Source organism: Bradyrhizobium tropiciagri (genome assembly GCF_018130545.1).
GTDB lineage: Bacteria > Pseudomonadota > Alphaproteobacteria > Rhizobiales > Xanthobacteraceae > Bradyrhizobium > Bradyrhizobium tropiciagri_A.
Map to the genome: position 1 here is coordinate 20,996 of NZ_JAFCKF010000016.1, position 20,524 is coordinate 41,519.

The 20,524-nt window shown below is 65.0% G+C and carries 22 protein-coding genes and 1 riboswitch; of the genes, 15 read left to right on the forward strand and 7 right to left on the reverse strand.

Annotated features, from left to right (window positions below; genetic code table 11):
• Position 1 precedes the first annotated feature (1 nt).
• From JQ616_RS38825 to JQ616_RS38840, 4 genes are all read left to right on the forward strand, one after another.
• Entirely contained in the window at positions 2 to 799 is a 798-nt protein-coding gene (locus JQ616_RS38825) for an NUDIX hydrolase (protein WP_212023459.1), read from the forward strand.
• A gap of 118 nt (positions 800 to 917) precedes the next feature.
• Complete coding sequence (locus tag JQ616_RS38830; protein WP_212023460.1) at positions 918 to 1,862, forward strand: alpha/beta hydrolase; 945 nt, start codon at positions 918 to 920, stop codon at positions 1,860 to 1,862.
• 35 nt (positions 1,863 to 1,897) lie between these two features.
• On the forward strand, positions 1,898 to 2,779 hold the full coding sequence (locus JQ616_RS38835; RefSeq protein WP_212023519.1) for a DMT family transporter: 882 nt from the start codon (positions 1,898 to 1,900) through the stop codon (positions 2,777 to 2,779).
• Between the two features lie 187 nt (positions 2,780 to 2,966).
• Positions 2,967 to 5,648, forward strand: coding sequence for a PAS domain S-box protein (locus JQ616_RS38840; RefSeq protein ID WP_212023461.1), 2,682 nt, complete (start codon positions 2,967 to 2,969; stop codon positions 5,646 to 5,648).
• 64 nt (positions 5,649 to 5,712) lie between these two features.
• On the opposite strand, the gene JQ616_RS38845 is transcribed toward JQ616_RS38840, so the two are convergent.
• The 4 genes from JQ616_RS38845 to glsA form a co-directional block, all read right to left on the reverse strand.
• A complete protein-coding gene (locus JQ616_RS38845; RefSeq protein ID WP_212023462.1) occupies positions 5,713 to 7,083 on the reverse strand; it encodes a metal-dependent hydrolase family protein in 1,371 nt (456 codons plus the stop codon).
• A gap of 97 nt (positions 7,084 to 7,180) precedes the next feature.
• Positions 7,181 to 7,744, reverse strand: coding sequence for an HdeD family acid-resistance protein (locus JQ616_RS38850; protein ID WP_212023463.1), 564 nt, complete (start codon positions 7,742 to 7,744; stop codon positions 7,181 to 7,183).
• A 24-nt stretch (positions 7,745 to 7,768) separates the two neighbouring features.
• Positions 7,769 to 9,421, reverse strand: coding sequence for an MFS transporter (locus tag JQ616_RS38855; protein ID WP_249137869.1), 1,653 nt, complete (start codon positions 9,419 to 9,421; stop codon positions 7,769 to 7,771).
• A gap of 68 nt (positions 9,422 to 9,489) precedes the next feature.
• The gene (gene glsA, locus JQ616_RS38860) at positions 9,490 to 10,485 is read right to left on the reverse strand and encodes a glutaminase A (RefSeq protein ID WP_212023464.1); all 996 of its coding nucleotides are present in this window, start codon (positions 10,483 to 10,485) and stop codon (positions 9,490 to 9,492) included.
• A gap of 364 nt (positions 10,486 to 10,849) precedes the next feature.
• On the opposite strand from glsA, the gene JQ616_RS38865 reads away from it, so the two are divergent.
• Together JQ616_RS38865 and JQ616_RS38870 are read left to right on the forward strand one after the other, a co-directional pair.
• Positions 10,850 to 11,059, forward strand: a complete 210-nt coding sequence (locus JQ616_RS38865; protein WP_212023465.1) for a hypothetical protein — start codon at positions 10,850 to 10,852, stop codon at positions 11,057 to 11,059.
• Positions 11,060 to 11,299: 240 nt separating this feature from the next.
• Complete coding sequence (locus JQ616_RS38870) at positions 11,300 to 12,343, forward strand: SMP-30/gluconolactonase/LRE family protein (RefSeq protein WP_349630111.1); 1,044 nt, start codon at positions 11,300 to 11,302, stop codon at positions 12,341 to 12,343.
• A 202-nt stretch (positions 12,344 to 12,545) separates the two neighbouring features.
• Here JQ616_RS38870 and JQ616_RS38875 read toward each other — a convergent pair whose 3' ends face one another.
• Positions 12,546 to 12,896 carry a GrlR family regulatory protein gene (locus JQ616_RS38875; RefSeq protein ID WP_212023467.1) on the reverse strand — a complete coding sequence of 117 codons (351 nt, stop codon included), beginning with the start codon at positions 12,894 to 12,896 and terminating at the stop codon, positions 12,546 to 12,548.
• A gap of 240 nt (positions 12,897 to 13,136) precedes the next feature.
• Between JQ616_RS38875 and JQ616_RS38880 the strand changes: the two genes are divergently transcribed.
• On the forward strand, positions 13,137 to 13,577 hold the full coding sequence (locus JQ616_RS38880) for a hypothetical protein (protein WP_249137871.1): 441 nt from the start codon (positions 13,137 to 13,139) through the stop codon (positions 13,575 to 13,577).
• An 82-nt stretch (positions 13,578 to 13,659) separates the two neighbouring features.
• Here JQ616_RS38880 and JQ616_RS38885 read toward each other — a convergent pair whose 3' ends face one another.
• Positions 13,660 to 14,046, reverse strand: coding sequence for a VOC family protein (locus tag JQ616_RS38885; RefSeq protein ID WP_212023468.1), 387 nt, complete (start codon positions 14,044 to 14,046; stop codon positions 13,660 to 13,662).
• A 246-nt stretch (positions 14,047 to 14,292) separates the two neighbouring features.
• Between JQ616_RS38885 and JQ616_RS38890 the strand changes: the two genes are divergently transcribed.
• Together JQ616_RS38890 and JQ616_RS38895 are read left to right on the forward strand one after the other, a co-directional pair.
• Complete coding sequence (locus tag JQ616_RS38890) at positions 14,293 to 14,937, forward strand: hypothetical protein (RefSeq protein WP_212023469.1); 645 nt, start codon at positions 14,293 to 14,295, stop codon at positions 14,935 to 14,937.
• A gap of 218 nt (positions 14,938 to 15,155) precedes the next feature.
• The gene (locus JQ616_RS38895) at positions 15,156 to 15,683 is read left to right on the forward strand and encodes a hypothetical protein (protein WP_212023470.1); all 528 of its coding nucleotides are present in this window, start codon (positions 15,156 to 15,158) and stop codon (positions 15,681 to 15,683) included.
• A 110-nt stretch (positions 15,684 to 15,793) separates the two neighbouring features.
• On the opposite strand, the gene JQ616_RS38900 is transcribed toward JQ616_RS38895, so the two are convergent.
• Positions 15,794 to 16,201, reverse strand: a complete 408-nt coding sequence (locus JQ616_RS38900; protein ID WP_212023471.1) for a hypothetical protein — start codon at positions 16,199 to 16,201, stop codon at positions 15,794 to 15,796.
• Between the two features lie 229 nt (positions 16,202 to 16,430).
• Positions 16,431 to 16,510, forward strand: a riboswitch (ZMP/ZTP riboswitch).
• Positions 16,511 to 16,525: 15 nt separating this feature from the next.
• Here JQ616_RS38900 and JQ616_RS38905 point away from each other — a divergent pair.
• From JQ616_RS38905 to JQ616_RS38930, 6 genes are all read left to right on the forward strand, one after another.
• Positions 16,526 to 17,389: a bifunctional 5,10-methylenetetrahydrofolate dehydrogenase/5,10-methenyltetrahydrofolate cyclohydrolase gene (locus JQ616_RS38905; protein ID WP_212023472.1), complete on the forward strand. Its 864-nt coding sequence runs from the start codon at positions 16,526 to 16,528 to the stop codon at positions 17,387 to 17,389.
• A gap of 144 nt (positions 17,390 to 17,533) precedes the next feature.
• Entirely contained in the window at positions 17,534 to 17,986 is a 453-nt protein-coding gene (locus JQ616_RS38910) for a MaoC/PaaZ C-terminal domain-containing protein (protein ID WP_212023473.1), read from the forward strand.
• A 132-nt stretch (positions 17,987 to 18,118) separates the two neighbouring features.
• Positions 18,119 to 18,544 carry a zinc-ribbon domain containing protein gene (locus JQ616_RS39745; protein WP_212023474.1) on the forward strand — a complete coding sequence of 142 codons (426 nt, stop codon included), beginning with the start codon at positions 18,119 to 18,121 and terminating at the stop codon, positions 18,542 to 18,544.
• 204 nt (positions 18,545 to 18,748) lie between these two features.
• Positions 18,749 to 19,042, forward strand: a complete 294-nt coding sequence (locus JQ616_RS38920; RefSeq protein ID WP_212023475.1) for a hypothetical protein — start codon at positions 18,749 to 18,751, stop codon at positions 19,040 to 19,042.
• A gap of 146 nt (positions 19,043 to 19,188) precedes the next feature.
• Complete coding sequence (locus JQ616_RS38925) at positions 19,189 to 19,560, forward strand: hypothetical protein (RefSeq protein WP_212023476.1); 372 nt, start codon at positions 19,189 to 19,191, stop codon at positions 19,558 to 19,560.
• A gap of 151 nt (positions 19,561 to 19,711) precedes the next feature.
• Complete coding sequence (locus tag JQ616_RS38930; RefSeq protein ID WP_212023477.1) at positions 19,712 to 20,488, forward strand: hypothetical protein; 777 nt, start codon at positions 19,712 to 19,714, stop codon at positions 20,486 to 20,488.
• The last annotated feature ends 36 nt before the right edge of the window (positions 20,489 to 20,524 follow it).

Genomic DNA, 20,524 nt, shown 5'->3' on the forward strand with positions numbered 1-20,524 from the left:
AATGACCGAGATCGTTGCCCCGCGCCTTGCCTCGACCGTGCTGCTGCTGCGTGACGGCGGCAGCCGCGAAATCGAAGTCTTCATGATGGTTCGCCATCACCAGATCGAGTTCAACTCGGGCGCGCTGGTGTTTCCCGGCGGCAGCGTCGACAAGAACGACAAGGAGATCGCCGTCGATCCCGCACTCTATTCGGGCGGCGAAGGGCTCGACGCCGACGCGCTCGGTTTCCGCATTGCCGCGATCCGCGAAACCTTCGAGGAGAGCGGCATCCTGCTGGCGCGGCCGATAGGCTCGAAGGATCTGGTCGACGCCAAGCGCGCGAACGAGATCGCGACCGCACATCGCGCGGCGTTGAACGAAGGCAAGATCACCTTCCACAAGGTGCTTGTCGACAATGGTATGGTGCTCGCGCTCGACGAACTCGTGCCTTACGCGCGCTGGATTACGCCGGAGGGCATGCCGAAGCGCTTCGATACCTGGTTCTTCCTCGCCGCCGCGCCGCCCGAGCAGCTCGGCGCGCATGACGGCAAGGAATCGACCGATTCGATCTGGGTGTCGCCGCGTGAGGCGCTGGAAGGCGGCGAGACCGGCCGCTTCAAGCTGCCGTTCCCGACCACGCGCAACCTGATCAAGCTCGGTAAGCAGCCGAATGTCGGCGCCGCGCTCGCCGACAGTGAGGGCAAGTCGATCGTCACTGTGATGCCGGTGATGACCAAGACCGCCACCGGCCGCCAGCTCCGCATCCCCAAGGAAGCGGGCTATGACGGCGAGGTGTTCGACGTCGGGGCGATGGGCTGAGCCCGGTCCTTACAGCTAACAGACTTCGGCGAGCATCGAAGTATCGCGACAAGAAGCGCCGATATAACCACGTCAGGTCACCGCGCCGGGCCAGCCGCCCGGTGCATAAGGAGCCGACGTGGCAATATCCCCTGAAGTCCCCGCATCTCGCGAATTCCATCTGACGCTGCCGGGCAGCGGCGACAGGCTGCTGGTGCGGCACTGGCCGGGTGCCGGCGATTCCGTGCTCTACGTTCACGGCGCGACGTTTCCGTCGGCGCTGTCGATCGGCTACCGCTTTGGCGGGCGATCCTGGGCAGACCATCTCAATGCCGCCGGCTTCGACGTCTGGGGTTTCGATTTCATCGGCTTCGGCGGCTCGAGCAGGCCGCCGCAGATGTCGATGCCCGCGAGCGGGATCGCGCCGCTCGGCCGCGCGGCGGAAGCCGCCATTCAGGTCAGTGCGGTGGCGGATCACATCCGCAAGGCGCGTGCTGGTGCGCCGGTTCATATCGTCGCGCATTCCTGGGGCACGATGGCGGCCAGCCGGTTCGCTGCCGATCATCCGGATGCCGTCGGCCGCCTGGTCCTGTTCGGGCCGATCGTCCGGCGCGAACTGAGCGGGTTGCCGTTCCCCGAGAGTATCGGTGCATGGCGCGAGGTGACCATCGCGGATCAGTTGACGCGATTTGTCGAGGACGTCCCGACGTCGCATCCGCCGGTGCTGATCGAGCCGGAGCTTGCCGAATGGGGCCCGGCCTATCTGGCAAGCGATGCCGGAGCGGCCGGGCGCAACCCGCCGGCGGTCCGGATTCCAAACGGGCCGCAGGCCGACATCATCGCCGCGATGTCCGGGCAGCTCGCTTACGACCCACGCCGCGTGCTGGCGCCGACGCTGATCGTCCGCGGTGAATGGGACAACCTTTGCCGGGATGCCGACGCGGCCTGGCTGACGAATGCGTTGGGCTCGACGAAGAAGGCCGACGTCATCGTACCCAGGGCGACGCACCTGATGCATCTCGAACACGGCCGGGAAGGCCTGTTTGCGGCGACCACCGGTTGGCTTTCCGGGAGCTCGGCGTGATTGGCCCCACGACCGGCGACGCGCGCCAGCTCAATATGGCGTTCGAGCTGGCCCTGCTGATCGCACTCGCCACCCTGTGGGGCGGCTCCTACACCTTCATCAAGCTCGGGGTAGCGACCATCCCGCCGATCACGCTGATCGCCGCGCGCACCGCGATCGCGGGGCTGTTGCTGCTCGTCATCATGCGGATGCGCGGCGTGACGATGCCGACCGATGGCGCGACCTGGCGCCGCTTCATCTTCCAGGCCTGCCTCAACAGCGTGATCCCCTGGACGCTGATCGCCTGGGGCGAGCGCTTCGTCGATGCCGGGCTCGCCACCATCCTCAATTCGGCCTCGCCGATCTTCACCTTCCTGTTCACGGCCGCGATCACCCGCCATGAGGCCGCCAGCCCGCGCAAGCTGATCGGGGTGATTGCAGGCATGACCGGCATCTGCCTGATCGTCGGGGTCGACGTATTCCGCGATCTCGGGCAGGGGATCGTGGCCGAGGTCGCGATCGTCGCCGCCACGATCTGCTACGCCTGCGCCGCGATCTTCAGCCGGGGCTTCAAGGGGCTCGATCCGATGGCGCCGGCGGCGGGTTCGCTGCTCGCGGGCGCCGCGATCCTGATCCCGCTCAGCCTCGCGGTCGAACAGCCCTGGACGCTGACTCCATCGACCAGCTCGCTGCTCGCCTTGCTCGCGCTTGCGGTGTTCTCGACGGCGATCGCCTTCGTGATCTACTTCCGCCTGATCCAGACCCTTGGTTCGGTCGGCACCACTGCGCAGGCCTACCTTCGGGTGCCGATTGGGGTCGCGCTCAGCGTCGTTTTCCTGGGCGAGCGGCTGGGCTCGACGGCGTGGATCGGGCTCGCCTGTGTCGTAATCGGCGTGGCCGCGATGACGATTCCTGCACGGAAGATTGTCGCCGCCTGAGGATTGATCCGCCAAACAGCATCATTCCGCCGGACTTGGCCCGACGCCGTCCTGTGCCGGAATCGGTCACCGGCGACCGGCCGGGGTGACACGGGTCACACCGGCCGGCGGGGCCCGTCAGCATGTTTACCCAATCCCCGTAATTTCCCGTATATTGAGGTGCATTGGACCCCCCGGCCTTGATGACATGACCGCTGAATTGCCGCCGAATTCGCAAGCGCCGCGCGCGTTCTCCCTTTCGATCGGCCAACTGACGTTCGGCAGCTTCCTGCTGGTGCTGGCTGTGATCATCATCACGTCCACCGCCAGCGTGATCGCGATCCGGCACATCGATACGACCTTTGCCGAGCTGCAGCGGCTGCAAAGCGTCGGCGACATTGCAGAGGATATCGACCGCCGCACCAACGAGCTGCGGCTGGCGGCGCGGGACTTCGTCACCGAGCCCGGCAACCAGTCGGCCCAGGTCACGCAGGCGGCCCAGTCGCTGAGCGAGATCCTGAAAAAGACCCGGATCGAGCTGGCGCCCGAGCAGCAGGACATGATCGACGGCGTCACCCAGCGGCTGGCGACCTATCGCAGCGGGATCGAGCGGATATCGGCGCTGCTCAGCCGCCGCGCCGAGATTGTCGCTGGGCTGCCGCCGCTGCGCGACGCGTTCGACCAGGCGGTCGCCGCGAGCAATGATGCGACGCTGGCCAGCTCGCTGTCGCAGATCCAGAGCGGCATTGCCACCGCGCTCTTGGCGCACAATACCTCCGCCGCCGAGCATGCCGCGCAAAACATGCGGGCGATGTCCATCGCCGATCCCGCCCTGCGCAGCGCGGTGGACAAGTATGCCGAGGCGATCAGCGCGATCGCGGTCCGCGAGGGCCAGATCGCCGACATCGACCGCGAGGTGCTCGGCGCCGAAGGCGTGTTGATTCAGAAGGTCACCGAGCTGTTGCGTGAGCTCAGTTCCCGTCGCGGCCATGTGCTGTCGCGCGATTTTGCGCGGACGCTGGCTGAAGCCAAGTGGCAGAGCATCGTGCTCGGCACGGCGGGGGTGCTGATCGGCCTGTTCGCCTCTGTGCTGGTGGTCCGTCGCACCGTTCGCCCGCTCGCCAGGATCGCGGGCTCGATCCGCAAGGTCGCGGGCGGCGAGAAGAGTGCGTTCATCCCCGGCGCCGACCTCGACAATGAGATCGGTGACATCGCACGCGCCGCCGAGGTGTTCCGCCAGACCCTGGTCGATGCCGACAGCGCGCGCGAGGCCGCATTGCGCGCGCTCGCCGAGCAGCGGCTCGCCGAGGAGAGCTACCACAAACTGTTCGAGGCGTCGGTCGAGGGTATCTATGTCACGACGCCGGGCGGCACGCTGCTCAACGCCAATCCGGCGCTCGCGCGGATGATGGGCTATGCCACGCCGCAGGACCTGATCAACGGCATCGACGACATCGCCACCACCGTCTATGTCGATCCGGCGGCGCGGGAGCAGTACCAGGCGCTGATGCAGCGCGACGGCACGGTGCGCGACTACGAATATCAGGTCCGCTCGAGCGACGGCACGGTGCTGTGGCTGTCGGATTCCGCAACCGTGGTGCGCAACGACGACGGCGAGGTGGTGCGCTACGAGGGCACGGTGCGCGACATCACCGACCAGAAGCGCGCTGAAGACGCGATCGCCGAAGGCCGCCGCATGCTGCAGATGGTGATCGACACGGTGCCCGCCGTCATCAACGTCAAGAACAGTGAGCTGCGCTATGTGATGATGAACCGCTACATGGCGGGAATCTTCGGCATCGAGCCGCAGGACGCGCTCGGCCAGACCACCGCCGAGCTGATGTCGCGCTACGGCGCGGCCAAGACCGACGAGAACGACAAGCGCGTGCTGTCGGCGCGACGCGAGCTCGGCTTCTATGAGGAAGAGTACAAGGACGCCGCCGGCAACATGCGGCAATGGCTGGTCAACAAGCTGCCGATCCTCGACTCGCAGGGCGACATCGAGAACATCGTCACGGTCGCGCTCGATATCGGCGAGCGCAAACGCTCCGAGCAGGAGATGCGCAAGGCAAGGGATTCCGCGGAGGCGGCGCTGCGCAATCTGCGGGAAACCCAGAATTCGCTGATCGAGGCCGAGAAGCTCGCAGCACTCGGCCGCCTGGTGGCCGGCGTCGCCCACGAGGTCAACAATCCCGTCGGTATCAGCCTGACGGTGGCGTCCGCGCTGGAGCGCAAGACCGCGATTTTCGGCGCCCAGGTCGAGCGCGGTGACCTCAGGCGCTCGAGCCTCAACGACTTCCTCAACACCGCGCGGGATGCCTCGTCGCAGCTGGTCGCCAATCTGAACCGCGCGGCGGAGCTGATCCAGTCGTTCAAGCAGGTCGCCGCCGACCGCAACTATTCGGATCAGCGCACCTTCGATCTCGGCGATCTTACCGAGCAGGTGGTGATGAGTTTGCGACCCGGCCTGCGCAAGCACAATCTGACGCTCAACGTCGATTGCGAGCCGAACCTGATCATGAACTCCTATCCGGGACCGTATGGCCAGGTGCTGACCAATCTGTTCCTCAATGCGGTGGCGCATGCGTTCCCGGACAGCAAGGCCGGCGAGGTCGAGATCCAGGTGCACGCCTCCGGCAACGACTATGTCGAGGTGATCTTCGCCGACAATGGATGCGGCATGAGCCTCGACGTGCGCCGCCGTGCCTTCGACCCATTCTTCACGACGCGGCGTGACCAGGGCGGCACCGGGCTCGGCCTGCACATCGTCTACAGCATCGTCACCAACCGCCTCGGCGGCCGGCTGTCGCTCGATTCCGCGCCGGGCAATGGCACGCGGATCCAGATGATCCTGCCGCGCGTCGCTCCGCTGGAGCAGGCCGCGGAGTAGGGCGGGCTTGGTAGAGTGGGCTTGACCCCCGTCCGAGCCCAATCTCCATCGTCCAAGCTGTCGTCTATCGCTTGGTCTCGCCGGCGAGCAGATTCTTGTAGACCTTTCCGCCCTTCATGATGACCATGAAATTCTTCGCGGGATCTTCGACGAGCTTGATGTTGTCGATGGGATTGCCGTCGACGAGCAGCAGATCGGCCAGCGCGCCTTCCTCGACAACGCCGAGCTTGCCGGGATATGGATTTCGCGGGCCGGACAGGTTCAGAAGTTCGGCATTGGTCGATGTCGCCATGATCAGTGCCTCGGCCGGCGTATACCAGCGCGTGAGGCTGACCAGCATCGCACCTTGTCGATCCGCCAGCGCCTTCGAGAACAGAATGTCGGTGCCGAACGCGGTCTTGATTCCGTATTTCTTCGCCAGTGCATAGACCCGATCGGTTCCGGCAACCACTTGCCGCAGCTTGTCCTGCTCGGAGGGCCCAAGTCCACTTGCGGCCGTCAGATCGAGGAAAGGTTGCGTGCTCAACCAGATTCCTTTCTCGGCTATCAGTCGGGCCGTCGTGTCGTCCATCAGATGCCCGTGCTCGATGCACCGGACCCCAGCGGCGATCGACCGCTGGATCGCAACCGACGTGTAGGCATGCACGGCGACATAGGTACCCCAGTTCTCGGCGGCTTCGACAGCGGCGCGCAGCTCGGGCTCGGTGAACGTGGAAACGTCGATCGGGCTGAACGGCGATGCCACGCCACCGCCGGCGGTGAGCTTGACCTGCGAGGCTCCCTGCATGAGTTGTTCGCGCGCCCGCACGCGAACCTCGTCCGGACTGTCCGCGATCATGCTGCCGCCGATTTTCTCCATCCGGCTGAGCATGCCGCCGATCGTGCGCGGCAGATCGGACAGCTGCCGGAAATCACCGTGGCCGCCGGTGATGGAGATGATCGCGCCGGATGGATAGATGCGGGGACCGGCCACGAGATCCTCGTCAATGGCTCGTTTGAGCCCGAAGGTCGGTCCGCCCATGTCGCGAACGGTGGTGAAGCCCCGCATCAGCGTATCGGTCGCTTCGGCGGCCGCGAGCAGATTGTTATAGCCGACGTCGCCGGCGATCGCGCTCGCCGGTGTCGGGCGCACCAGCATCGCATGCCAGTGTGCGTCGATCAGCCCGGGCATCAGGACGCGTTCGCCGCCTTCGATCACCTGAGCATCGGCCGCGATCGCCGCAGCCGAAATCTTCTCGATCTTGCCGTTCCTGACGAGAACATGGGACGGCGCGGAGAGCGTGTTGTTCTTGCCATCGAAAATGCGGACGTTCCGGAACAGGGTCGCGGAGTCCTGTTGAGCCTGCGCAGCGGGCACGACGCCGAGATCCGCTCCGATCGCGGTGAGCAGCGCGACAACTCCGAGGAGTCCGCCCGGAATTCTCAAATGTGGCATATCCAATCTCCGCTGTCCCAGGGCCGGTGCCGATTCCGCAATCGTCCTGTGAAGGAGGGCGGTGCGGTGTATCCCGCATTGATGAATTGACGGGCCACTACGCGGGTCGGGCGGCAGGCAGCCAGGCGTAGGTCAACCATCCGACGCCGTGGGAGAGGAGATCGATGCCCAGCAGCATTCCGAGCACCCACAGCCCGGTTGCCGGAAATCCCGTCAGGATGACGAGGCCGGCCAGGATGCCGAACACTCCGGACGCCACCATGATCCAGCCGGCCTGTTGTCGGTGGCCGATACCGATCAGCACGCGGACGAAGCCCGAGACAAGCAGCATCAGACCGAGCACATAGGTCAGGATCAACGCACCGGTCACCGGCTGGCTCAGGAGAATGACGCCGGCCGCAACATAGAGGGCGCCGAGCAGCAGCTGCCACATGAAGCCGCCCCATCCCTTGGTCCAGAAGGCGTGCACGATCTCGAACCCGCCGGCGAAGATCGCCGCCCAGCCGATGAAGATCGCGCTGACCACGGTGAAGAACACGACATCCCCGAGCACGAGGAGGCCCGCGGCGATCATCGCGATGCCGAGCAGAATGCGCGCCCACAGAGGCGGTGTCGGCAGGCCCGTCAGACCTGCCGTGGAACTGTTGTCATAGGTCGTCATGTCGTCCTCCCTGCGGACCTCCGGTCAGGCCGCTCGTTCGCGCCTGTCGGCCACGTCGTCGTCCGGAATCTCTCCCGGCCGGTAATTCGGCAAATGTCCGGCTGGAATGACCGCCAGCAGCGCCAGCCCTGCCATGATCAACAGCCCGATCTTCAGCGCCCGCAGCCGAGCTTCGGTGTTGACCCGAACGGCTTCCTCGACCTGTTGTGGCGTGCCGCTTGTGCCTTCCAGCACGCTGCGCAGCCGGTCATTGCTGACGAAGGTGATGTTGTTGAGATCAATCTGGCTCTGCAGCTCCTTCGTGAGCACCGGGCTTGCCGTGATCTTGCCGAGCGCGATCGTGCTCAGGAGGCCCACCAGGAGAGCGCCGGCGACCGCGGTGCCGACCGCGGCCGCCAGATTCTGCGCGGTTCCGCGCAACGACCCGACGTCGCCGGCCAATTCCTTGGGCGAGGCCGTCACCAGAACGTTGAACAGCAACGTCACCAGGGAGCCCTGGCCGATCCCGAACAGGATGAGGCCAAACAGCACGGGAAACTCGCTCCAGTCGTTGCGCACGACGAATGCGAGCCAGAGCAGCGCGACGGTGCAGAGCGCAAAACCGAAGCGGCCGATCTGGCGCGGTGTCAGCCTGTCGTAGACATTGACGATGAGCATCGCCGCGAAGAAGACCGTGAGGTTGAACGGCATCATCGCGATAGCCGTGGCGATCGGCGAACGTCCTTGTACGATCTGGATATATAGCGGCACGGTAAAGTTCAGCGCGGCCTCCAGCGCGACCACCGCGAAGAGCCCGTAGACCGCAGCGCGCTCCTCGGGCGAATCGATCACCTGCAGCGCGAGCAGCGGCGTTTTCCCGGCGGCCTGTCGCCGGTGCGTCCAGCTCAGGAAAGCCTGCCCGAGCACGACGCCGAGTACGATCATGATCGGTGCCGGCGAAGCGCCCAACAGATCGAATGGCGCGCTGGGCGTGGCGAGCGCCAACCCCCAGCGGTTGAGATTGTTGAATCCGAAGCTGATGAGAATGATCGCACTTGCGGCGAGGGCGACGCCGACCAAGTCGATCTGGACATCCGGGCGGCCCCGGTCGGCTCTCAAACGGAAGCTGAGGATGAAGACGATCGCCGACGCCGCGATCAGGATGCCGAACGCCGGACGCCACCCGATATAGGTTCCGAGCACGCCACCGACGACGAAAGCGAGCACGCCCGCCGCCGCCCGTGCCGAGCCGAGTGCGCCAAGGGCGGTCGCCTGCTGGCGTCCGCCATAATTCTCGGCGATCAGGGCGACCAGCGACGGCACGATCACCGCACCCGCGGCCCCGCAAAGCGCCTGCGCGGAAATCATCACGGTGGCGGTCGGGCTGAACGTCATCATGAGCTGCGATACGAAGAAGAGCACGACCGCGATGCGGAATACCTGCACCGCGCCGAATCTCTGGGCGAGTTTCGCGCCGAGCATCACGAACCCTGCAACAAGCATGGAATAGGCGACGATCCCGGTTGCCACCGTGGTTGGCGGCACGCCGAAGCTCGACACCATTCCGCCCATGGCGACTGGCAGCGATGCGACGTTGTACGACATGATCATCTGACCGAGCGCAATCGCGATCATGGGAACCCATGATGCCCGCTCTTCGTGGTGGATGCCCTCGATCGACATTGTCTGTGTTGCCATCGCATCCTCCGCTCTATTGAGGTTGAGATCGGTCGGGCCGCAGACCCGCCGATCTTGTGAGCATTCGTTCACTGTTCCGGTTGCGATACGAACAAATCCATGCCGAGCCGCTGCGACAGGAATTTTGCGGCGAGCTGGCCCCTCACGCTGTTGCCGGCCGCATCCAGCGGCGGGGCGAAAGTGCCGAAACCACCTTTGCCGGGAGCCACCGCGACGATGCCGCCGCCAATGCCGCTCTTTCCCGGCAGGCCGATGTCGTAGAGCCAGTCGCCCGATGTCTCGTACAATCCGGCGGTGACCATCACGGCCAGAACGTAGTGGCACACGGCGGCGTCGACCACGCGCCGCCCGGTCACCGGGTTCACGCCGCCGTCGGCCAGCGTCGCGCCCATCACGGCCAGGTCCCTGGCGCTGACATTCAGCGAACACTGCCGTGTATAGAGGTCGGTCGCCTGTTTGGCGTCGCTGTAGATCCGGTCATAGCTCTCCAGCAGGCGAGCGATGCTTCGATTGCGGAAATTGGTCTCGGACGCCGACGCGTAGACCTCCTCGTTGAGCGGGAGGTTGCGGCCGGCGAAGCGCGACAGCCCGTCGTGGATGAATTGCCAGCGTTCCTCGATGGATTGTCCCGGCGCGAGGCTCGTCGTCGCGATCGCGCCGGCGTTCACCATCGGATTGGTGCGCCCGTTTCCCTGCTCGATCGCAGCGAGCGAGTTGAACGCCAGTCCGGTGGCGTTGGCGCCGAGCTTGTCGCGTGCCGCCTCAGGCCCGATCGTCTCGCAGATCAGCGCGAACAGGAACGGCTTCGAGACGCTCATGATGGAGAATTCGTGGTCGACGTCTCCGGCGCCATAGATGCGCCCGCTGGTCCCAACCACACAGACACCGAACAGCTCGCTCGGGACCCGGGCGAGGGCCGGATAGACCTGCGATGCGGTTCCATCGGTGTTGGACTTGAACCGTCGATGGGCGTCGTCCACAAGCGACTGCACCATCTCCGGGCCGGGCAGGTGACCGGTCGAGATATAGGGCTGCTCTCGTTGATCGAGCGAGTGAGACACCATCGCATCACTCCGCCGAACGGACTGAACTGCGATCGGCTCCGTTCTAGAACACGATGCGTATTCTGCAGTCAGCGCTCAAGTTTCAATCGTGTCAACGTACAACCGAATTCTGGTTCGGCGACTTCTGCGACACGGCCATCAAATATGTGAGAGGATTGCGGTTGGGGCCGTTGTCGGCCGGCCCGATTGAGTGAGCGAGGCTGACGCAATTGGGTTCAGTTTGAATTGAAACAGCCGATATCGGCGCGACATGCTATCAACGACAGATTGCAACTTTCCCGTCCGGGAGTAGCATCGTTGCGCGCGTAGGTGAGCCGAGGCTAAGCGAGAACGACATGGGGCATCATTGGAAATGAGGCATACCATGGTGACACAAACAAGTGACGGACGTTTGTTTCTGCTCAAGAAGCTTGGCGGCCTGATCTCAATCATTGTCGGTTGTCTGCTGACCGCTGTTGGAGTGACATTCGAGTCGACCGATACGACCGTTATCGGTGTGCTGCTCCTGCTGCTTGGCGCCGTCCTGCTGGTGCTCAAGATCATGAGACGAAATCAGCAGAGCTCGCCTGGATAGCGCGGGCGTCAGTATCTCCCCGCCGAATTCGGCGCCCGGGCAAGCGCAAAATCACTGAGGCGCGGGTCGCAGCCGCGGCCATCAATATTGGATCGGCATGGATCGATGCCCGAACGGCATTGGACCGTTCGCGGCAACGCTCCTACGGCTCGCTCAGCTGGCCCTTGAAGGGGCGGAACGAGCAGGGGGAGGATCGACATGATTTCACGGCGCAATCTGGTGGCCGGCATCGGCGCGGGCATGGCGAGCGCGGCGGCCGATCGTGTCATGGCACAGTCTTTCCCGTTCAAACCCAACCAGCGCTATCCGGATCCTGCCGTCGAAATCCTCGATCCGAGCTTTGCAAAATACCGGCTCTACAGCTCTACGCTCGAGCAGGTCGCGACCGGGATGCGCTGGGCGGAAGGGCCGGCCTATTTCCCCGAAGGCGGCTATCTGCTGTTCAGCGACATCCCCAACAACCGCATCATGAAGTACAGCGAGAAGGACGGCAGCCTCACCGTCTTCCGCAGCCCCGCCAATTTCGCCAACGGCAACACCCGCGACCGTCAGGGGCGGCTCGTGAGCTGCGAGCATTCGGTGACGCGGCGGATCACCCGCACCGAGAAGAACGGCAAGATCACCGTGCTCGCCGACAGCTTTGAGGGCAAGCGCCTCAATGCGCCGAACGACATCGTGGTGAAGTCCGACGACACGATCTGGTTCACCGATCCGGTGTTCGGCATCGCCGGCGAGTGGGAGGGCTTCAAGGCCAAGCGCGAGCAGGACAACACCAACGTGTTCAGGATCGGCACCGACGGCAAGCTGACCGCCGTCATCACCGATCTGGTCAACCCCAACGGCCTGGCGTTCTCGCCGGACGAGAAGAAGCTCTATGTGGTCGAGTGGAAGGGCACGCCGAACCGCAGCATCTGGAGCTACGACGTCAATCCGGACGGCACCGTCTCCAACAAGTCCAAACTGATCGACGCCGCCGACCAGGGTTCGCTGGACGGTTTCCGTGTCGATCGCGACGGCAATCTGTGGTGCGGCTGGGGCAGCAACGGCGCGCTGCAGTCGGAGCCGACTGACGTCGGCGGCCGCAAGGTCTATCAGCTCAAGGGCAAGCCCGAGGATCTCGATGGCGTGATGGTGTTCAGCCCGCAGGGCAAGCCGCTCGGCTTCATCCGCCTGCCGGAGCGCTGCGAGAATCTGACCTTCGGTGGCCCGAAGAACAACCGCCTCTACATGGCATCCTGCCATTCGATCTACGCGCTCTATGTCGACGCCCACGGCGCGACGTGAGGTGTTGCTAGGGAGAAGGGCAACAGGCGCGTCAGCAGCTCCATCACCGTCATCCCCGCGCAAAGGCTTCGCCTTTGTCGCTGGAGGAGCGGCAAAGCCGCGTCTCGAAGGATGCACGGCCCGGCCGGTGGCCGTCGATCCTTCGAGACGCCCGCTGCGCGGGCTCCTCAGGATGACGGATCAACACCACACGTTCAAGACGCTAATCGATATCCGCGAGCCAGTGCAGCGTTGCGCGGAAGATCAGGCTCGCTTTGCCGACCAGGGCGGTTCCATCCATGTTGCCGCGGGTGTCGGTGAAGGTGCCGGAAACGCCGATGCCGACTGGTGCCGGTCCGCCGAACAGCGGGTTGTCGGTGTCGCGCGGCGTGGTGTGGCGTTGCACCAGGACCTCGCCCTTGAAGGCGTCACCTTTCACCGTGTAGCTGCCGGTGTAATAGAGATAGGCGTCGCCGCCCAGAACCTGGCCGTCGCGGAAAAGAATCACGCCGCTGCCCTTGCCGACGCGTCCGTCCAGCAGGGTGACGTGGATTGAGTACAGCCCGTTTTTCATAATGTCCCATGGTCCCGGCTGCCGCGCCCCGCAGCAATCCGGATTGGTTTTTTATGCCAAAGCGAGCAACCTCGTGCAATGCGGCAGGTTGATTCCCGGGTGTCCGGAGTGGCCGTGTACCCTCGGTTCCTGCCAGGCGGTGTGACGGCGCGATGACAGCGGACCGTGCGCGCGAATCGAACTGGCCCGCGAAATGCATAGCTCTGGTTGCACTGGCCGGTAAGTGCTGGAGCAACATATATGACAGACAGGATGGAAGCTGGCGGCCGCTTGGCCGGCCGGTATGACGATCCCGGAACGCTGACCCGCCGTCGCAAACGTCGGCTGCGAGTGGCTCTGCCGCTTGGTCTGGTCGCGCTTGCATCGGTCGCCGCGGCCCAGTTGGCGCAGGCGCGCGATCCCGATGGCCGCTACGCCAATTCGCCGCTCAAGGAATGGTTCGACGGTCTGCGCAGCGGCAAGGGGCCGTGCTGCTCTGATGCCGACGGCAGCGCAGTCAGCGATGTCGACTGGGAATCCAAGGACGGACATTATCGCGTGCGCCTCGAAGGGACGTGGATCGACGTCCCAGACGAGGCCGTGGTCACCGAGCCCAACCGCGCCGGCCGCGCCATGGTGTGGCCGATCAAGAGCTACATGGGCGTGACGATCCGCTGCTTCATGCCCGGCAGCATGACGTAACGCTTGAGGCGGCCCGGAACGTGGCCGTCGATCCTTGGAGACGCCCGCAAGTGCGGGCTCCCCAGGATGACGGTGAGAGATCTCATGCGTACTTCTTGTCGCGCTCGAGCAGTTCGATCGAGATGCCCTGCGGTCCGCGGATGAAGCAGATCCGCACGCCGGGGCGGATCGTGGTCGGCTCCTTGGTGAACTCGACGCCCTTGGCCTTGATCTCGGCCGCGACCGCGTCGATGTCCTTCACCGTCAGCCCGAAATGATCGAGCCCCTGGTAGGGCGTCACCGGCGGCGCGTTGACGCCGTCGCCCTGCGTCACCTCGGCGATGAATACCTTGGCGCCGCCGAGCTGGACGTCGATGCGGCCGGGCCCCCGGATGATCTCGCCGCCGAGAATGTCGCGCAGCCAGGTCGCGGTGGCCTCGGGATCGGGACTGCGCAGATGGACATGGTCCCAGGTGACGACGACGGGCATTGCGAACTCCTTGTTGTTCTCGCGCCGCTTGGGTGCGCGGCACTCGCTCTCGGGCGCGCGCGAATTTAGCGAGCGGTCGGCTGGGATGCCATCCCTCCGTGCTGCCGGTCGCAAGATTGTCGTCCCGGAATGAAACCATTTCGGCGGTCGGCGATTGGTCTCGCGTGGCCGCTCGACCTGCGGCCGTCTCCGCAGTCTTGAATAGCGGTGGCGGTGGATCGGGCGTCGAGGGGTGAGGGCACGACGATGCGGATCGGCTTGGCGTCGTTTCGAAATGTTGCTGCCGGACGTCTCGGTGAGGGCGGCCTCTACGCCAGCCTGCTGCTGCCGCTGATTGCGCTGGCCGGGATCAGCGCGTGGTTCATGCTCCCCGAGCCCAGCGACGCCGGCGATCAGGATGCCTGGCCGGCGTCATCCGCCATCGTCCGCGCCGCGGAGGATGCGCCTGCCCAGACTGCCAAGGATACGCCCAGGGACGCGCCCAAGGATGCGCCCAGGGATACGCCGGCCGCAGCGGCCGATGAGCCAGCCACGGTCGGCGTAGCCACCGCACAGCCGGCCGAGGAGGCCGGGCCGTCCGCGCCTGGCGCCGAACGCTCGCCGCTCGACAAGCTACGGATCGCCTCGCAGTCGTTTCAGCGTGGCGGGCTGGGTTCGAAGGCACTGGTCACCCTGACGCTGCGCAATGCCAATGATTTCGCGGTCAAGGATATCGAGATCGCCTGCGCCTTCATCCGCCGCGACGGCAGTCCGCTGACCGAGCGCAAGCGGCTGATCCCGGACACCATCGCCATGCGGAGCCGCAAGACCTATCCCCGGATGCTAATCGGGTTCGTCAATGTTAACGCAAACAAGGCCAAATGCACGGTCGTGACCGCCAGTCGCGTCTAAACCCTGCATCTCGAAAAAGTGACCGGGAATTGACTTCCCGGGTGAACCGCAACGGCCAGGCAGGAACTAACTAATAAGCCGACCGTTAGAGAACGACCCGGAAGCGCGGGATGGCGACTGTCCGGGTGATCATGCGCAGACGATGAATTCGCCCGCGCGATGACTGATGTCGTCGCGCTGAGATGAACCGCGCCCGATGCGCGGGGGGAGCTACCAAGATGCCAGTGGCGCGTTATTTCCTGTATGTTGGTGGCGTGCTGCTCGCGCTGCTTTTCGTCGTCAACGCTGTGGTGCCGCAGGAGGCCACGATTCCCGGCCAAAGCCAGACTATCTCGTCGCCGGGCGTCGACAAGACCATGGTCCGCATCAGGTCGACCCAGAAGCTGCCGGAGCGGGTGGTCTACGACACCAACCAGCCGATCATCGTTCCGGCACATGTGAACGCGGTTGCCGCGGTCGTACCGCCGGCTACGGGTGATGCATCGGCGCAGACTCGTGTCCGCAACACATTTGCCCAGTTCATTCCGCCGGAGAAGGCTGACGCGCAGAAGGCCGTGGCCGAGGCGAAGCCGGCCGAGCAGCCGGCGCAGGCCCAGCCTCAGGCACCCAAGAAGCGCAAGGTCGCGCGTTACCATGCCCATCCGCAGCAGCCGATGCGGCTGGCGCAGCCCGGCATGTATCAGCCCTACCGCGTCGCCCAGCAGCAGCCGCGCATGGGCTTCTTCGGCGGCTTCGGCACCTGGTAAGGCAGGGACGCGCCGCCAGCCGGCAATCAATCCGCCGCCGCAAACATTTGCGGCGGCATTTTCATGTCCGTGTTGCCGGACGGGTCGCGCGGCGGCGCCGCGCTGTGTGACTAGCGCGGCAGGCGTGGAATCTTGTCGGCGAAGCCGTTGTAGCAGGTCAGCCGCTCGTCCTCTTCCTTCACGAAGCGACATTCGTTGACGCCCTTGGCGGGGGCGGCCTTCGGCTTCGGCTGCGGCTTGAAGATCTCGTCGTAGCACATCAGCCGCTCCTTGGTGGCGTCGTCGATGTCCTGACAGGCCTGGAGCTTCTGGGCGGCCGATTGCGGCTTGCCCGGCGCGGGCGGCTTCTCGCCCTTCTTGGCCGCCGACTTCTTGCCGACCTGGACCAGCGGCTTGTCGCCGACCATCGGCTGGGCGGCCGCCGCCGGCTTATCGGCGGGCGCCGGGGCTGGAGTGGTCCCTTGAGCAAACACGGCAGCCGGGCAGAGGAGCGCCAGCGCGAGGATGATATGTCTCATGTTGAAAATGTCCGAAATGGCGTGATGACCGGAAGGATGGCGCCGGGGATCGGAAAAGCCCGGCAAGCGCCGAGGCTTATCGCAAGTCTTGCCCGAATCCTACCCCCAGACGCGATCCGCCCAGCCCTGATCCACTGGGGAAAATACGGGCAAATCGTCGCCGTGCGACGGCCAATGGAGCGGCCAAGCGAGCGTGATTTGCCTTTGCAAGGCGGGGCGGCTATGACCACGCCATCTGCGCGACTGGCGCTTGGATGGGCCACCATCGGGGAGCGCAGAGACTGAACGCCGCGCGCCTGGGCACCGCTTCGAAACGGAGGTGCCATGACGGCGAAACTTCTCGATGGGCATGCACATGCCCAGATTGTCATCGACAAAATTGCTAGCGAACTGGACCGGCTGCCGCGCGCACCGGGGCTTGCGGTCGTCTTGGTCGGCTGTGACCCGGCGAGCCAGATCTATGTGCAGAGCAAGGTCAGGATGGCCGAGCGGCTCGGCCTCCGCGGCGCGGTCGAACGCCTGCCGGACGATTGCAGCGAGGCCGATCTGCTTGCCAGGATCGACGCGCTCAACGGGCGCGACGATATCGACGGCATCCTGATCCAGCTGCCGCTGCCGGCGCATATCGACGCCCTGCGCGTGATGGCGGCGGTCGATCCCGCGAAGGATGTCGACGGCCTGCACGCGCTCAATGCCGGCCGGCTGTTTCACGGTGACGATGCGCTGGTGCCGTGCACGCCGCTCGGCTGCCTCCGGCTGATCAAATCGATCCGGCCGGATCTCACCGGCGCTCATGCCGTGGTGATCGGCAGCTCCAACATCGTCGGCAAGCCGATGGCTGCGCTCTTGCTGCAGGAGCAGGCCACCGTGACGCAGACCCACGTCCACACCCGCGGCATCAGCCAGATCTGCCGCCAGGCCGATATCCTGGTCAGCGCGGTGGGCAAGGCGGGCCTGGTGCGCGGCAACTGGATCAAGCCGCAAGCCATCGTCATCGACGTCGGCACCACGCGCGTCGAGAAGCCGGACGGCGGTTACGCGGTGTGCGGCGACGTCTCCTTCGACGAAGCGGTGCAGGTCGCCGGCGCGATCACACCGGTGCCGCGCGGCGTCGGCCCGATGACCATCGCCTGCCTGATGGAGAATACCGTTAAGGCCGCGAAGGCGCGGGCAGCCCGCCTGCAGTAACGCGGGATGTTCAGGTGAAGCGCGCGGCTGGCGCCGCGCGCTTGGGTCTTCGCCGTCGATGTCGCGTGTGTGAAGTCACGACTTCAGAGGTAATGGAAAGCCCGCGGCATTCGTCTATCGTCACGCGATAGAGGGGGGCGCGCGATGCTGTATGCGGAAGATCTCACCGAGGGCCAGACGTTCCAGCTCGGCAGCTACACGATCGGTGAAGCCGAAATCCTGGAATTCGCCGGGAAGTATGATCCGGTGCCGATCCATACCGACCGTGTCGCGGCTGCGGCGGGCCCGTTCGGCGGCCTGATCGCGAGCGGCTTCAACACCATGGCGATCTATCAGCGGCTCGTCGTGGAGACGATCTGGACCAAGGTGGCCGGCATTGTCGGGCGGAGCTTCGAGATTCGTCTGCCGAGCCCGGTTCGGCCGGGAGCTACGCTGACCGGCCAATCGCAGATCCAGAAGATCACCATCAGGCCGGAGCGGCGCGACGCCGTCGTGATCTTCAAGACGGAGCTCGTCAACGACGAGCAGCGGCCAGTTCTTGTCCTCGTTCTCGATGCGCTCATCCACATGCGGCCGGCGGAGCGGGATCGGACATAGGCCTCCCCCGGATTGATCTGGCGCTCCGCAATGCTGAGTCTACCATGGCAAACCTGCGGCCGAACTGCAGCGCATCCTTGATGCTGCCGCGTCTGGCTGCCCGAGCATTCGGCTCGACGATACGGTGCGGACGTGAAAAGCAACAAGCAGAAGCGCGGGGAGATCGATGCGAAGCGGCGCAAGGCCGACGAATGGCTCCGCCTGCAGGCGCAAAAAGCCGCCGAGCAGCGTCGCCGGCGCGACTACAAGATTGCGCTGGCGCGCGGGGAAGTTGCCGTCGTGACGAGCGCGCTTGCGCCCTCGAACAGCTATTCGATCCCCGATTTCGTCGAACGCGGGACGTATCGACCCGAACCCTTCGTCTGCAAGGACTGCGGCGTGGCCGAGGTCTGGACGCCGTTGCAGCAGAAATGGTGGTACGAGACCGCCAAGGGCGACGTGTTCACCAAGGCCGTGCGCTGCCGGGCCTGCCGCACCAAAGACCGCGCACGCAGATCCGCCGCGCGCCGCGTGCATCTGGAAGGGCTCGCCCGGAAGAGCAAGCCCACCGCCACATGAGTGGCGGGCAGGCGTGACGCGGCGCCGTACCTCTCACATCGATGCACGGGGAACCCCGCGCGCTTGCGGTCAATGCGTCGCGCGTGCGGAACGTTTCGTTGCCTGATCGGTTCGAGACCTTGAAGCCTCCGGACGTGGGGCGCGGGCGGGGAGGAACCAGCCAGGGAAACACTCAAGGCCGGAACCAACAACAAGGAGCAGCGGATGAAGCTTAATCCGACACAAGTCAAACAGACCATGACGCAACTGAACGCGCAGGTGCTTCCGGACGATCACCCGGCTGTGGCGCAGCTGAACAGCGTGTTCGGCGAGCACACATTCTTCGTCGACACCAGCGGACTGAAAGTGCTTGAACCCGCGCAGAGCTCCGACATGGCGGGGCAGACCGGTGAGGTCGTGAGCCTCGCCGAATGGAGCGATCCGGAGCTGACGTCGCTTCGGCCGCACGAGCCCGAGCCGACCGGCGTGCTCATTGCGCTTGAACCCAGCAAGCACTGAATGCCGTTTCGCCCGGCGCGACGATCGGCCCTCTTGATGGCGATAGTCTCGGACGTCACCCCAAGAGGTGCCGAAAGTCACATGGCAAATCAGCGCCGCCTGCGTATGCATCGGTTCGAGGTGGGTATCCAGGCGGTGAGGGGTAGATGGGGATTGTGCGGCGCTGGAGCCCTGACGAGGACGACAAGCTCAGAGAACTCGCCAGGGCCGGCAAGAATGCACTGGAGATCAGCAACGAGCTGACCCGCAGCGCGTCGGCGGTGCGGCGGCGCGCCGAGGTGTTGTCCGTCCTCATCATGGCCAAGGCGTTTCGTGCCCGCCCGTCGCATGTCGCGACCCATCTCGAGCGGGTCGCGATCGACGCGATCCACAACCGTCGTTCGTTTCCCGCAGGTGTCGGCCCCAGCACCATTGCCGGCATGATCGAGAAGGGCTGGATCGTCCCGGAGCTGGGCCGCCGATATCGCGTCACCGATGCCGGCGTCGAGGCGGTGCGGCGCAAGATCCCGAGTGGGTGACGGCAGCGCAGCGACGGTTCGTGCCAGCCGGACTATTTGAGTTCGTCTGCGAGATTCTGCGCCCGAGACGGATATCCCATCCGTTCAATCATCGGAGGCGCGACGACCGGGGTCTCCGCGTGTCCCTCCAGCCGTCCGTGTGATTGCGCCGATGCTCAACGCCCAGTTTGTTCCAGCCGACCGGTACCAGCGTTTCGCCGATCTTGCGCCGTTCGTTCGCCAGGCGATCGGCACCATCGCGGCATTGACCCCGGCTCAGCGGCTGGACGTGGAATTCCTCGAACGGGAATTCATCCCGGCGCTGGGACTTAACGACGAGCTGCTGCGTGAGCAGCCCCCGGAGCTTATGCCGTACTTCGGCAGGGGCCTCCACCTCTGGCAGTATCCGAGCCAGCTCGCGCCGTATCTGGCCTGGCTTGCACGCAACGCGTCGGGCGTTTCCTCCTACATGGAAATCGGCTGCCGCTGGGGCGGCATGTTCATCCTGGTTACGGAATGGCTCAGGAGCAGCGGTGCCGACCTCAAGACCGTGATCGCGCTCGATCCGATCGAGCCGACGCCGTTCATCTCGACCTATTTCGATCTGCTGCAGCAGCAGGCCGGCATCGAGCCGGTCTACATCCAGGACTATTCAACCTCGCCGTTGGTCGCGGCGCATGTCGAGCAGTTGAAGCCCGACTTCGTCTTCATCGACGGAGATCACAGCCTGCGCGGTGCATTGCAGGATCATCTGCTGGTGCGCTCACACGCCAGCATCATCGTGCATCACGACATCCATTCCCAGGCCTGTCCGGACACGACGCTGCTGTGGACGGCGCTGAAACAGTTCGAGGCGCCGAGCTTTGACATGGTCGAGTTCACCAGCCAGTATCCGTCTGTCAACGGCTCGTTCCTCGGCATCGGCGCCATGAAGCGCCGGTCCGCGTAGCCGCAGGAACGGAAAGCCGGGCGATCGTCGCGATCG